Here is a 13,474-nt window from a genome sequence, read left to right on the forward strand (position 1 = left end):
GGAAACTGGAGTATTGGATTAGGCGCTCAATATAGCCCTGCACAAAGCTATTTCATTGCTGCTGGCGTACGTTACCTATGGTTAGGTGATGCAGATGCACAAACAGGTGGGAATGTTGTTGGTAGCTTTGAAGATAACAGCGCCCTTGCATATGGTATGAAAATTGGCTATCGCTTTTAATTAATCTATGTTAACTAACATTGAATTCAATAAAAAATGGCGCTAATGGCGCCATTTTTTATTATTTTAAAATCAATATATTAAGCTGGAATATCACGAACTGAGGCATTACGAATTGCCTCTTTTAAAGCTTCATAACCATGAATTGCAGGGAATTGTGGGAATTCTTTAATCACATTTTCTGGTGCATCAAACAAAAAACCTTTATCCGCTTCACCCAGCATAGTGGTGTCGTTATAAGAATCACCTGCGGCAATAACACGGTAATTTAGTCCATGCAATCCTTTAACTGCTTCACGTTTTTGGTCAGGTTGGCGCAGCTTATAGGCTGTAATCATACCCTTTTCATCAGTTTCTAACTTATGGCAAAAAATCGTTGGCCAGCCCAGTTGTTTCATTAATGGATGTGCAAACTCATAGAAAGTATCTGACAAAATAATCAGCTGAAAATGTGTACGTAACCATTCAACAAATTCTTTTGCCCCTGGAAATGGGCCCATCTCAGCAATGACTTCTTGAATATCATTTAAGCCTAAACCATGTTCTTTTAATATATTCAAACGCTGTGTCATGAGCACATCATAATCAGGAATATCACGTGTGGTTGCTTCAAGCGCTTTAATGCCTGTTTTTTTAGCAAAGTTAATCCAAATCTCTGGAACTAACACCCCTTCTAGATCAAGACAAACAACTTCCATGAATACTCCCTTTTATTTACGTGGAAAAATTTTGAACTATCATAGCTTAATATTTGTCTAATGCATTGCTGTTTTTTAAATCTATTTTTTTCATAAGCATTTATTTTTTAGTGATAAGTGGCTTATTTCAACTCTATTAAAATACGCAGCAAATAACGTAATATAGGTCTTGTTAGATTCCAAGCCTATTGCCAGGATACTCATGACAACCATTCCAACTATTGATCTTGTTGATGCTCTCGCAGCTGAATATGCAGACAAATCACCAAGTGAAATTTTAGCACTTGCACTAAATCAAGCTGGCGAAATTGCCATCTCGTTTTCAGGTGCAGAAGATGTCGTACTTATTGATATGGCTGCTAATTTAGGTAAACCCTTTCGTGTCTTTAGCTTAGACACAGGACGTTTACATGCAGAAACCTATCAATTTATCGAAACTGTGCGTAAACACTACAACATTAATATCGAAATCTGCTTCCCAGAAGCAGACACCGTTCAAAAACTAGTCAATGAAAAAGGTTTATTCAGCTTTTATCAAGATGATCATAAAGAGTGTTGTGGTATCCGTAAAGTTCAGCCTTTACGTAAAAAATTGGCGACTTTAGATGGTTGGATTACTGGTCAACGTAAAGACCAAAGTCCGGGCACACGAACTGAGATTCCAGTTGTTCAGGCAGATATTGGGTTTTCAGGCGAAGGTAAACAGTTAATTAAATACAATCCCCTTGCCAACTGGTCCAGTGCCGATGTGTGGAGTTACATTCGCATGATGGAAGTGCCTTATAATCCATTGCATGAGCGCGGTTTTATCTCTATCGGCTGTGAACCATGTACACGTCCAGTGTTACCAAACCAACATGAACGTGAAGGACGTTGGTGGTGGGAGGAAGCGACACACAAAGAATGTGGCCTGCATGCAGGTAATTTGAAAAAGTAAAGACCAAAACCACTGCAAAGCAGTGGTTTTTCGCAACCAATGGATACACACAAAGCGCTCCCATTGTTAAAAAAATCGATATACTAGCTTTAAGTTCTATAATTCTAACAAGATTGCTCATATAGGAGCGGTCAGATATTGCAGTGAGGCAATCCAGACTATGCGTCCATTACATCCGATTGACTTTATTTTTTTATCACTTGAAAAACGCCAGCAACCCATGCATGTCGGTGGATTATTCTTATTCCAAATTCCTGAAAATGCACCTGCCAGCTTCATTCAAAATTTAGTTGCAGATATTCGTAACTCCAAATCCATTCCTATTCCTCCATTTAACAACAAACTCAACGGTTTATTTTGGGATGAAGATGAAGAGTTTGATCTTGATCACCATTTTCGTCATATCGCACTCCCACAACCGGGGCGTATTCTTGAACTGCTCACCTATATTTCACAAGAACACAGTAGTTTAATTGACCGTGCTAAACCGTTATGGACGTGTCATATCATTGAAGGGATTGAAGGGAATCGTTTTGCGATGTACTTCAAAATTCACCATGCGATGGTGGATGGTATCGCGGGTATGCGTTTGGTGGAAAAATCATTATCACAAGATCCAAACGCAAAGAGTATTGTGCCACCATGGTGTGTTGAAGGCCCTCGTGCGAAGCGTTTAAAAGAACCGAATGTTAGTCGCTTTAAGAAAATAATGAATGGCGTAATGGGCCAGCTTGAGTCAACACCACGTGTCATGTATGAGTTGTCACAAACAGTCATGAAAGATATGGGACGTAATCCTGATTATGTTTCAAGCTTCCAAGCACCCAGCTCTATTCTTAACCAGCGGGTTAGTTCCTCCCGCCGTTTTGCAGCACAGTCTTTTGAGTTTGACCGTTTACGTCATATTTCTAAAAGTTTGGGTGTCACGATTAATGACATCGTACTGGCGATTTGTTCAGGTGCCTTGCGTGAATATTTATTGTCCCAAGACGCACTTCCTAAAAAGCCTTTAATAGCCATGGTGCCTGCATCAGTTCGCGATGACGATTCGTCTATGTCGAATCGTATCACCATGATTCTGGCAAATTTAGGCACGCATAAAGAAGATCCACTAGAGCGCCTCGCAATTGTTCGTCGTAGTGTGCAAAATGCCAAAGAAAAGTTCAAACGCATGAATTCAAACCAGATTCTAAACTATAGTGCGTTTGTTTATAGTGCGGCTGGTCTCAACATTGCCTCAGGCTTACTGCCTAAACGCCAAGCGTTTAATCTGGTGATTTCAAATGTCCCTGGCCCACGTGAGCCGTTGTATTGGAATGGGGCACGACTCGATGCACTATACCCTGCCTCAATCATTTTGGATGGCCAAGCACTCAACATCACCATGACCAGTTATTTAGATAAACTTGAAGTGGGTTTAACGGCTTGTCGAAATGCACTACCGAAGATGCAGAATTTACTTACACATTTAGAAGAAGAAATTCAACGCTTTGAAGCGATTGTAGGGGTCGAAGGCCCAAAGTTGCAAGCGGTCAGTTGATGCCGCAAAACGAATCAGAAATACAAGAATAATCAATAAAACTAAGGGGCTTCGATAAGCCCCTTAGTTTTTAATGCTACGACATTGTTTTAATAATTGATGACACGCAGTACGAATCATGGCAGTTGTAATTTGTACTTCTTTACCCTGATCATCCAAAATATACGCATTATGCGTTACTTTCGTATCTAATAAATGTTTCAAACTAGGTTGAATAATTGCTTCTCTAACACCCATATCACACCTCATTTGCTAAACCTATTTGAGAGAATAAGCTTTGGCTATTTCCGTGTTTCTAGTATTAAAAATCTAAGATCGAAAGTAAAATTTCAGTTGTAACAACTATTTAACCATATATTGTTACAATTTCAGCTCAGAATGATATCGTATTGCTCTTGCGTATATAAATTTTCCACCTGAAATTTAATCACACGACCAATGAAATGCTCTAAATCCGCGACTGCTGGCGCTTCTGCGGTTAACAAGCGGTCAATCACCGATGGATGCGCAACGACAGTAAAGCCAGTCTGAGATTGATACGCACGTGTATATCTCATGATTTCTCGAAAGATTTCGTAACATACAGACTCAGCTGTTTTCACATAACCTCGTCCCTGACAGGTCGGGCAAGATTCACATAATAAGTGCTCTAATGATTCACGCGTACGTTTACGTGTCATTTCGACCAAACCAAGCTCAGAAACCTGCGTAATTTTGGTTTTCGCATGGTCTTGCTCAAGCATCCGTTCAAACTGAGTCATGACCTCAGTTCGATGCTCCTGCTCTTGCATGTCAATAAAGTCGATAATAATAATACCGCCTAAATTGCGTAGTCTCAGCTGGCGCGCAATGACCTGTGTCGCTTCCATATTGGTTTTAAACACAGTATCTTCTAAAGAGCGGCCACCCACATATGACCCTGTATTGACATCGATAGTCGTCATAGCTTCAGTCTGGTCTATCATCAAATAACCGCCAGACTTCAACGCAACACGCGTCTGTAGAGCTCTTTGAATGTCTTCTTCGACATTATACAAGTCAAAAATTGGGCGCTCACCCGGATAGTGAATGAGACGTTCTTTGATATTAGGGACAAATTCTTCTACGAACTCTTGGAGCTTGCCATGTATTTCACGCGAGTCGACTGAAATTTTAGCGGTCTTTTCACTCGCAAGATCGCGAATAATGCGTTGGGGTAAAGGCAGTTCTTCAAAAATTAACGATGGCACCGCAATACTGATTTGCTTGCGCTGAATAAATTCCCAAAGTTTTGCCAAATAAGCCATATCTTGTGCAATAGCAGCTTCCGCAATCCCATCAGCAGCTGTACGAACAATCACTGAACCCGGAAGTTTATGTTCCGCTTGAATACGCTCAATCATCGAACGTAAACGATCACGCTCAGCTTCAGACTCAATACGTTGAGACACACCGGTATGATTGCCATAAGGCATCATCACTAAATAGCGCGAAGGAATGGAAAGGTCGGTTGAAAGCCGAGCCCCTTTGGTTCCCAGCATATCTTTCATGACTTGAACGGTAAGAATTTGTCCCGGCTGTAAGAGCTCAAAAACATTGGGTGTGGGTTGATTACGTGACCAAACCATATCATTAATATGTAAAAAAGCAGTTCGTGACAGTCCAATATCGACAAACGCAGCCTGCATTCCCGGAAGAACACGCACCACTTTACCTTTATAAATATTGCCCACTAAACCACGTTTCACCGTACGCTCAATAAATAATTCATTGACCGTGCCGTTTTCAATTAACGCGACGCGACATTCCATAGGCGTGACGTTAATTAATAACTCGTCAGACATAACAAACTCAAAACATTATAAAAAATCTTTTGAGACAGTTAATTTAGTGCCTTAACTGCCTGTAATAACTGTACCGTTTCATGCAACGGTAGCCCTACAACATTGCTATAGCTTCCCTCTATGCGTGGAATATAACGTGCTGCAATGCCTTGTATAGCATAGGCTCCCGCCTTGCCAATGGGTTCAGATGTAGCCCAATATGCTTCCATATCATTCGGGCTCAAATGCTGAAATTCGACTTCAGTACGAACTACTATACTTGAAATTTGCGTATTTGTACGAACACAAACCGCAGTATATACATCATGCTTGCGCCCAGAAATTTTTCCCCACATTTCAAATGCATGCTGCTTAGATTCAGGTTTGCCTAAAATCTCTTGATCGACCCCTAAACTGGTATCCGCAGCTATCACAATTGCATCAGGATATTGAAGTTGTACAGCCTCTGCTTTGGCGCATGCCAATCGCTCCACATAATGAGCTACTGGCTCGCCTACTTGTACAGATTCATCAATATCTGGACTATAGATATCAAAGACAAGACCGAGCTGCTCAAGCAGCTCGCGGCGACGGGGCGAACTGGATGCTAAAATTAAACGCGCCATTTCTTCAAGATGAAATAGACCATCGGGAAAGTCAGCACACTACTCAACAGCGGTTGCCAATGACGTGCAAGGGAAAACTGTGCCCCAATCATAATTTGTGCGATCCACGTAATAAACAAATGCGCGACCACAGCCAAGGTGGCGATGACCCAAATATTGGCAAAGGTCATAATGCGACGTTCACGTGTTAAAAAACGGGACACAAAAGTAATCAGAACAAAACTGAGCGCGTTTAAACCCAAAGGTGCATCGAGCAGTAAATCGGTGAAAATCCCAACTGCAAAGGCAAACCAAATCCCGCTCCATGTCGGCTGGCATAGTACCCAAAACAGCATCACCATCATCATAAACAATGGACGCCAGCCAGAGAGCGCATAAGACAAAGGATAAACCATTAACACTGAAGCAATGATCACCGAAAAAATGATCGGAAATAAGGGGTCACGCTGTTTGGCAGCACGAAGTTTAGCGATCGGCATGCGGTTGCTCCATCGCTAAAGAATCGGAAAATAACACAACGACATGATGCCCACCCGCTAACTGTGCAGCAGGAACAACATCAATTTGAGCAAACTCGCCTGAATTATGACGACTGATTTTTGAAATGGTGCCCACCAGATAACCTGCTGGAAAATGCTCACCTAAACCAGAGCTATACACTTTTTCACCCACTTTGATTTCGGCACTGGTCGGCACGTATTCCATTTTCAAATGACCCAAATCTCCAGTCCCTGAAACAATGGCACGCATTCCAGATCGCTCCAAGCGAACCGAAAGAGAATGTTCTTTATCTGAAAGCAACATGACGCGACTACTATGCGGATAGACATTAATAATCTGTCCCATAATACCTTTGTCATCGAGCACGGTTTGCCCGACTTTTAACTGACTGTTGGCACCACGGTTTACCACAATAATATGGCGCAATGGATCGGCATCTGTCCCAATGACTTCTGCAATTTCCATACGACCATCAATGATCAACGGGGTATCTAACAGACCGCGTAAACGCGTATTTTCCGCAGATAATTCAGATAATTTTTGTAAACGCACCTGCGCCTGCAATAACTCGGCTTGCATCGCGGTATTTTCACGGCGCAATTGAGCTTCAGACTTGGTTTGTTGATTCAGCCACTCTCGCGATAACACGGGATAACTTGCTACGGCATAAATTGGATTATAAGCGGCGTACAAGACATCTCTTGCAGGTTGAATCACATGCGGCATGCGCCAGTTAAAAAACAGCACGACCAAGCATGTGATCACTGCAATGATAAATGAGCGAAAAGATGGCGGTTGTCTGGAAAACAGATTTGTTTGCACCCGCCGATTCCTTTATTAGCCTACAAATAACATGTCGTGATTTGGATTATCGAAGAATTCTAAAACTTTACCACCACCACGAGTGACGCAAGTTAGAGGATCTTCTGCAACCACCACAGGTAAGCCTGTTTCTTGCGCAAGAAGTTTATCGAGGTTACGCAGTAATGCACCACCACCGGTCAACACTATACCGCGCTCAGCGATGTCTGAAGACAGCTCAGGAGGCGTTTGCTCAAGTGCAGATTTCACAGCTGAAACAATACTTTGTAATGGATCAGAAATCGCTTGCGTGATTTCGTCCGAAGTCACAGTGATCGCACGTGGCACACCTTCAGCAAGGTTACGGCCGCGAACTTCAATTTCAAGTGCTTTGGCATCGGCTTCTGGTAAAGCCATACCCACTTCTTTCTTGATAATTTCAGCGGTAGTTTCACCAATCACGCAACCATGTGCTTTACGTACATAGTTAATGATTTGTTCATCAAATACATCACCACCAATACGTAGTGAGTCAGCATAGACACAACCTTGAAGCGAAATGATCGCAATTTCAGTTGTACCACCACCAACATCGACCACCATAGAGCCGCATGCTTGTTCAACTGGCATACCGGCACCAATTGCAGCAGCCATTGGTTCTTCAATCAAACGAACATCACGCGCGCCTGCATTAAATACAGCTTCACGAATAGCACGACGCTCAACCAAAGTTGATTTGCAAGGCACACACACCACAACACGAGGTGCAGGTGGGAACAGACGTTTTTCATGTACTTTACCAATAAATTGGTTCAGCATGGTTTCGGTCACTTCAAAATCGGCAATCACACCATCCTTCATTGGACGAATGGCAGAGATATTTGCAGGTGTACGGCCCAGCATTTGCTTTGCATCAAGACCTACCGCGGCAACGATTTTTTGTGAACCACTGTGACGAATTGCCACAACTGTCGGTTCATTTAATATAATGCCTCGTCCTGGTGCATAAATAAGTGTATTTGCTGTACCTAAATCAATGGCTAGATCGGGCGAAAACAAGCCAATTAGTCTTTTTAGAATCACGGAGACGTTCTCGATTAAACTTTATGTGGACGCAAGGTGGCAACTTTAACTAAATGTGATGATTTGAACAAGTCAATCGCTTATTATAACGCACGATATTTTGAAATTTTTTAATACTGACTCAGGTGATGTTATGTCTACATCGGATGCACAGCATTCTGCAGATTTAAATGCACAAACAGTTTCAGCAATCGCCAATCTTGCTCGATTGTCGCTAGATGATACGCAATCTGCTGAATATGCTCAAAGTCTAAATAAAATTTTAGGCATGATGGAAACCTTAAAAGGCATCGACACCGATGGTGTTGAGCCGCTTAAAAGCCCATTTGATCACCCACAACCCTTACGTGAAGATGTGGTTTCAGAAACCAATCATCGTGATGAATATCAAGCCATTGCACCGCAAGTGCAAGACGGTTTGTACCTAGTTCCTCGCGTGATTGAATAATTTCTATTCAGTTAAACCATTATTTTGTAAAAATTAACGTAAAGACATTTCTCATGACAGATTTACATCGCTTATCGATTCGTGAACTCTCTGAGGGTTTAGCTGGGGCTAAATTTTCATCTCGCGAACTGACTGAACATTATTTAAAGCGCATTGCAAAACTGGATACACAAGTTAAATCTTATGTAACCGTGACTGCAGAACAAGCGCTTGCACAAGCCGATGCTGCCGATGCTGCCATTAAAGCAGGCACAGCAACCGCATTGACAGGTGTGCCGATTGCACACAAAGACATTTTTTGCACCCAAGGCATTAAAACCACTGCGGGCTCAAAAATGTTGGATAACTTTATCTCTCCTTACGACGCCACCGTTGTAGCGAAAGGTAAAGCAGCTGGTCTAGTCACTTTAGGTAAAGTGAACATGGACGAGTTTGCAATGGGTTCAACCTCTGAGAATTCATTCTACGGCGCTACAGCAAACCCTTGGAACTTAGGTCATGTACCGGGTGGTTCTTCGGGTGGTTCTGCGGCTGCGGTTGCAGCAGACCTTGCTCCGTTTGCAACAGGTACGGACACGGGTGGTTCAATTCGCCAACCGGCATCGTTCTGTGGCTTAACGGGTCTTAAACCAAGTTATGGCCGTGTGTCGCGCTTCGGGATGATTGCTTATGCATCATCACTGGATCAGGGCGGGCCAATGGCGCGTTCGGCTGAAGACTGTGCCTACCTCATGAATGTCATAGCAGGTCATGACGCGAAAGACTCAACATCGGTTGAAAAAGACGTTGATGACTATGTGGCGAACCTAAACGGCACAACAGTCAAAGGCTTACGCATTGGTATTCCAAAGCAATACTTCAATGTCGCTGGTTTAGACGCAGACGTAAAAGCACGCGTTGAAGAATCATTGAAAAAGTTAGAAGACATGGGCGCGACCTTGGTTGAGATTGATCTCAACATGACTGAAGCTTATGTTCCGACCTATTACTTGATTGCGCCTGCTGAAGCATCATCAAACTTGTCTCGTTATGACGGCGTGCGCTACGGCTACCGCGCTGAAAACCCAGTTGACCTGATGGACTTATACAAGCGTTCACGTTCTGAAGGTTTTGGTGCAGAAGTGCAGCGCCGCATCCTGATTGGCACCTATGCCCTGTCTGCGGGTTACTATGATGCGTACTACGTGAAAGCTCAAAAAGTCCGTCGTCTGATTCAACAAGATTTCTTAAAAGCGTTTGAGTCTGTAGACGTGATTGCTGCCCCTGCTGCACCGACAACTGCTTATAAGATTGGAGCAAACCTTTCTCCAGTTGAAATGTATTTGGGTGACATCTACACCATCGCGGTAAACTTGGCAGGTCTTCCTGCGATTAATGCACCTGTTGGTTTTGACAAAGACAACTTACCTGTGGGCTTACAGCTGATTGGTAACTATTGGTCAGAATCTCAACTGTTGTCTGTGGTACATCAGTACCAACTAGCGACGGATTGGCATACGAAACGTGCGGCAATTGCTGAGGAGAATGCATAATGGCTCAAGCTCAAAAGAAACCAAAATCATTATTGATTGATGGCTGGGAAGTCGTGATTGGGATCGAGATTCACACTCAGTTGGCGACCCAATCTAAAATTTTCTCAGGTTCTTCGACTGAATTTGGTCAAGATCCAAACACGCAAGCCAGCCTCGTTGACTTGGCAATGCCGGGTGTACTGCCTGTATTAAATAAAGAAGTGGTCGATTTAGCTATTCGTTTTGGTTTGGGTATTGATGCTTACATCGACCAAGCGTCTGTGTTTGCACGTAAAAACTACTTCTACCCTGACTCGCCAAAAGGCTACCAAATTAGCCAGATGGATAACCCGATTGTGGGCTTGGGTCATATCGACATTCAACTTGAAGATGGTACGGTAAAGCGCATTGGCGTAACGCGTGCCCACCTTGAGGAAGATGCAGGTAAATCCATCCATGACCAGTTTGAAGGTATGTCAGGTATCGACCTCAACCGTGCAGGTACACCTTTACTTGAAATCGTGTCTGAACCCGATATGCGTTCGGTTGAAGAAGCGGTGGCTTATATCAAATCGATTCACACTTTAGTGCGTTGGTTGGGTATTTCTGACGGTAACATGGCAGAAGGTTCATTCCGTGCTGACTGTAACGTGTCGTTACGTCGTCCGGGTCAACCGTTTGGTACACGTTGCGAGTTGAAAAACCTCAACTCATTCCGTTTCATTGAACAAGCGATCAATGTTGAAATTGAACGCCAAATGGAAATTTTGGAATGGGACGGCACGATTGACCAAGAAACGCGTCTATTCGATCCTGTGAAGATGGAAACACGTTCGATGCGTTCGAAAGAAGAAGCGAACGACTATCGCTACTTCCCAGACCCTGATTTGCTGCCTGTGATTATTTCAGATGCGCAAATTGAAACAGCTCGTGCTGCGTTGCCTGAACTTCCTGCAGCACGTCGTGAGCGTTTCGTAGCAGACTTTGGTGTTACTGAGTACGATGCGCATGTGTTGACGTTGACCCGTGAAATGTCAGACTTTTATGAAGTGGTTGTGGCTGCTGCTGGCGGCGCTGCACAAGGTAAAGTGTCTGCAAACTGGGTCATGGGTGAGTTCTCAGGTGCTTTAAACAAAGCAGGCTTAGAACTCGCAGACTCTCCTGTTTCGGCTGAAAAATTGGGCGGCATGGTTGCGCGTATCGTGGATAACACCATTAGCGGCAAGATTGCGAAGCAAGTATTCGGCTTTATGTGGGATGAAGGCAAAACTGCGGACGAAATTATTGCGGAAAAAGGCTTGAAGCAGGAAACTGATACGGGTGCGATTGAAGCGATTATCAAAGACGTGCTTGCTGCCAATGAGAAGATGGTTGAAGAGTTTAAATCTGGTAAAGAGAAAGCTTTCAATGGTCTAGTGGGTCAAGTGATGAAAGCGTCTAAGGGTAAAGCTAACCCTGCGCAAGTGAATGAATTGATGAAGAAATTGATTGGTTGATTTATTTGACTAGTTAATTGTTTTTATGAGATAAAAACCTCGCTTAATGCGAGGTTTTTATTTAGAGAAAAAGATGACAGGTAATCCAAAAATATGGCGGTATATGGATTTAACAAAATTCTTAGCTATAATTATTCAAAAAGAATTATATTTTAATCGTGCTGATAATTATGAAGATATTTATGAGGGTGAACTTGCTTCTGGCGATAAAGAATTATTACAGAGCAATCCTCAACTAGAGATCATCAATCAAAGAGATTCAACATTCATCAATTGTTGGCATGAAAATGAGGTTGAATCTGCAGCAATGTGGAAACTCTATGGCAATATAGATGATGCAATTGCTATCGAAACTGATTTAGTTAGATTACGTACAAGCCTTCCTATTCGTATAGAAATACGAAAAGTAGACTATATCGACTATGACAATAACTCTATTATCAGAATGTGTTTGGAAAGAAATCATGGGCTAAGTGTTCAAGATATTTTGGCTTACAAACGTAAATCCTTTATACATGAACAAGAATATAGAGCCATTTATTGGAAAATACCTGATAGCGATGAACTAGACGAAGGTATGACATGGGTTCATCCAAAGGGTATTAACTTATCAATTGATTGTTCTATTCTGATAAAAAAAGTGCATATCTCTCCATATGCATCACCTCTGCTTGAATCGATCATAAATTCGATACTAAAAAAATATGATTTAGCCCATATTCCCGTTATTAAATCGCAGCTATACACACGCTTAAATTAAAAAGAATATTTTAAGCTGCAAGAGTAATATTTTAAATATCCAACTTTCAAAGTTCATTTTTATGTATCACTTCTGATATCCCTCATCCCCCGCCTTCTCCCAGCAGGAGAAGGAGCCTTCATTGTGAATTTAAAATCCCCCTTAGCATCTCACCTTGAAAAGGCAGGCTTTGTCATTTGATTAATTTAATACGCGCTGTTACCTATCCCTTTTAAAGGACGAGCGTTATTACACGTAAGAAGGAGAGGAATTTTATTTTAATAAATGATTTATGATTCAAAAATCTTCCCCTCTTCTTTCCTAAAAGTTAAATAAAGATGTTCTGGAATTTTCAGCACCAAATCATATTCACTATCAATAACGACTTCTAAGCATTCCTTACGAAATGAGACTTCAGAGAAGTCCTGAGCAGTTGTCACACAATGAAAATCAGCAAACTGTTCTATAGTGTCAACCTGATAATGAATATCCAGCAAAGCAAATATTTGATGAGAAAATTTTATAGCCTTGTAACCCTCATACAATTCAATAGCTTCATCAATTTCAGGATAAGTTCTTCTAAGTATTTTCTCTGCTTGCTCAAATATCAGATTTTTATCAGCATAATCTTGCTGAAAACGCTTATTTACTTTTGATAAATAGACTTCTAATAAGTGTTCTTCATCTTTAGGAAAATCTACAAAAATAAGGGTACCATCTACTTGAAATTCCGCTCTCATCATTCCAGTAAGATTCTGTATTTCATAATGCCCCAACATATTTGAAATCGAAAAAGGAAATCCAACTGCCATCATTAAACTCATTTAAATCCCTCCCCTTGTAAAGCTTCGCTTCTCACCTTTAAAAAAGGGAGACTTCGTCATGCAATTAATTGGATACATGGTGTTTCCTCTCTTTTATCAAAGGAGAGGGCTAGGGAAAGGATTTTTACATTAAGTAGTTTTTAATTCCCAAAATCCACTACACTAAACACCATCTATTACTTTAAAAACTATAACCATTTTCAAAATACCAAAGGACAATATGAAAACAACCATACTAACAGTTTCTACACTTGCCATCCTTAGCACCACCGCCTTTGCAGAAACTAA

At 41.9% G+C, this 13,474-nt stretch carries 14 protein-coding genes and 1 pseudogene; 7 read left to right on the forward strand and 8 right to left on the reverse strand.

Annotated features, from left to right (window positions below):
* Positions 1-180, forward strand: a pseudogene (locus ACY3FQ_RS12070) (transporter); the annotation flags it as partial.
* Positions 181-260: 80 nt separating this feature from the next.
* Here the strand turns inward: ACY3FQ_RS12070 and thrH are convergent.
* On the reverse strand, positions 261-878 hold the full coding sequence (thrH, locus tag ACY3FQ_RS12075; protein ID WP_078426022.1) for a bifunctional phosphoserine phosphatase/homoserine phosphotransferase ThrH: 618 nt from the start codon (positions 876-878) through the stop codon (positions 261-263).
* A gap of 202 nt (positions 879-1,080) precedes the next feature.
* Here thrH and ACY3FQ_RS12080 point away from each other — a divergent pair, with 202 nt between their 5' ends.
* Together ACY3FQ_RS12080 and ACY3FQ_RS12085 are read left to right on the forward strand one after the other, a co-directional pair.
* Entirely contained in the window at positions 1,081-1,815 is a 735-nt protein-coding gene (locus ACY3FQ_RS12080; RefSeq protein ID WP_201950536.1) for a phosphoadenylyl-sulfate reductase, read from the forward strand.
* 160 nt (positions 1,816-1,975) lie between these two features.
* Positions 1,976-3,355, forward strand: coding sequence for a WS/DGAT/MGAT family O-acyltransferase (locus ACY3FQ_RS12085; protein ID WP_178896256.1), 1,380 nt, complete (start codon positions 1,976-1,978; stop codon positions 3,353-3,355).
* 63 nt (positions 3,356-3,418) lie between these two features.
* On the opposite strand, the gene ACY3FQ_RS12090 is transcribed toward ACY3FQ_RS12085, so the two are convergent.
* The 6 genes from ACY3FQ_RS12090 to ACY3FQ_RS12115 all read right to left on the reverse strand — a co-directional run bounded on the left by ACY3FQ_RS12090 (position 3,419) and on the right by ACY3FQ_RS12115 (position 8,168).
* Positions 3,419-3,592 carry a PA1571 family protein gene (locus tag ACY3FQ_RS12090; RefSeq protein WP_010326168.1) on the reverse strand — a complete coding sequence of 58 codons (174 nt, stop codon included), beginning with the start codon at positions 3,590-3,592 and terminating at the stop codon, positions 3,419-3,421.
* Between the two features lie 131 nt (positions 3,593-3,723).
* Positions 3,724-5,178, reverse strand: coding sequence for a ribonuclease G (gene rng, locus ACY3FQ_RS12095; protein WP_004981336.1), 1,455 nt, complete (start codon positions 5,176-5,178; stop codon positions 3,724-3,726).
* 38 nt (positions 5,179-5,216) lie between these two features.
* On the reverse strand, positions 5,217-5,783 hold the full coding sequence (locus ACY3FQ_RS12100; protein WP_010326167.1) for a Maf family nucleotide pyrophosphatase: 567 nt from the start codon (positions 5,781-5,783) through the stop codon (positions 5,217-5,219).
* Complete coding sequence (mreD, locus tag ACY3FQ_RS12105; protein ID WP_004694666.1) at positions 5,771-6,262, reverse strand: rod shape-determining protein MreD; 492 nt, start codon at positions 6,260-6,262, stop codon at positions 5,771-5,773. Before mreD ends, ACY3FQ_RS12100 begins: the two co-directional genes overlap by 13 nt.
* Positions 6,249-7,106, reverse strand: coding sequence for a rod shape-determining protein MreC (mreC, locus tag ACY3FQ_RS12110; protein ID WP_004694667.1), 858 nt, complete (start codon positions 7,104-7,106; stop codon positions 6,249-6,251). The genes mreD and mreC overlap by 14 nt, the downstream gene beginning before the upstream one ends.
* A gap of 15 nt (positions 7,107-7,121) precedes the next feature.
* Positions 7,122-8,168, reverse strand: a complete 1,047-nt coding sequence (locus ACY3FQ_RS12115; RefSeq protein ID WP_004694670.1) for a rod shape-determining protein — start codon at positions 8,166-8,168, stop codon at positions 7,122-7,124.
* A 133-nt stretch (positions 8,169-8,301) separates the two neighbouring features.
* Here ACY3FQ_RS12115 and gatC point away from each other — a divergent pair, with 133 nt between their 5' ends.
* From gatC to ACY3FQ_RS12135, 4 genes are all read left to right on the forward strand, one after another.
* Positions 8,302-8,616, forward strand: coding sequence for an Asp-tRNA(Asn)/Glu-tRNA(Gln) amidotransferase subunit GatC (gatC, locus tag ACY3FQ_RS12120; protein ID WP_004694671.1), 315 nt, complete (start codon positions 8,302-8,304; stop codon positions 8,614-8,616).
* 53 nt (positions 8,617-8,669) lie between these two features.
* A complete protein-coding gene (gatA, locus tag ACY3FQ_RS12125) occupies positions 8,670-10,148 on the forward strand; it encodes an Asp-tRNA(Asn)/Glu-tRNA(Gln) amidotransferase subunit GatA (RefSeq protein WP_201950534.1) in 1,479 nt (492 codons plus the stop codon).
* The gene (gatB, locus tag ACY3FQ_RS12130) at positions 10,148-11,623 is read left to right on the forward strand and encodes an Asp-tRNA(Asn)/Glu-tRNA(Gln) amidotransferase subunit GatB (protein WP_168158417.1); all 1,476 of its coding nucleotides are present in this window, start codon (positions 10,148-10,150) and stop codon (positions 11,621-11,623) included. Before gatA ends, gatB begins: the two co-directional genes overlap by 1 nt.
* Before the next feature lie 73 nt (positions 11,624-11,696).
* Complete coding sequence (locus tag ACY3FQ_RS12135; protein WP_201950533.1) at positions 11,697-12,383, forward strand: DUF2971 domain-containing protein; 687 nt, start codon at positions 11,697-11,699, stop codon at positions 12,381-12,383.
* 269 nt (positions 12,384-12,652) lie between these two features.
* On the opposite strand, the gene ACY3FQ_RS12140 is transcribed toward ACY3FQ_RS12135, so the two are convergent.
* Positions 12,653-13,186, reverse strand: a complete 534-nt coding sequence (locus ACY3FQ_RS12140; protein ID WP_201950532.1) for a hypothetical protein — start codon at positions 13,184-13,186, stop codon at positions 12,653-12,655.
* Positions 13,187-13,474 lie beyond the last annotated feature (288 nt).

The organism is Acinetobacter sp. AB03 (assembly GCF_058107045.1).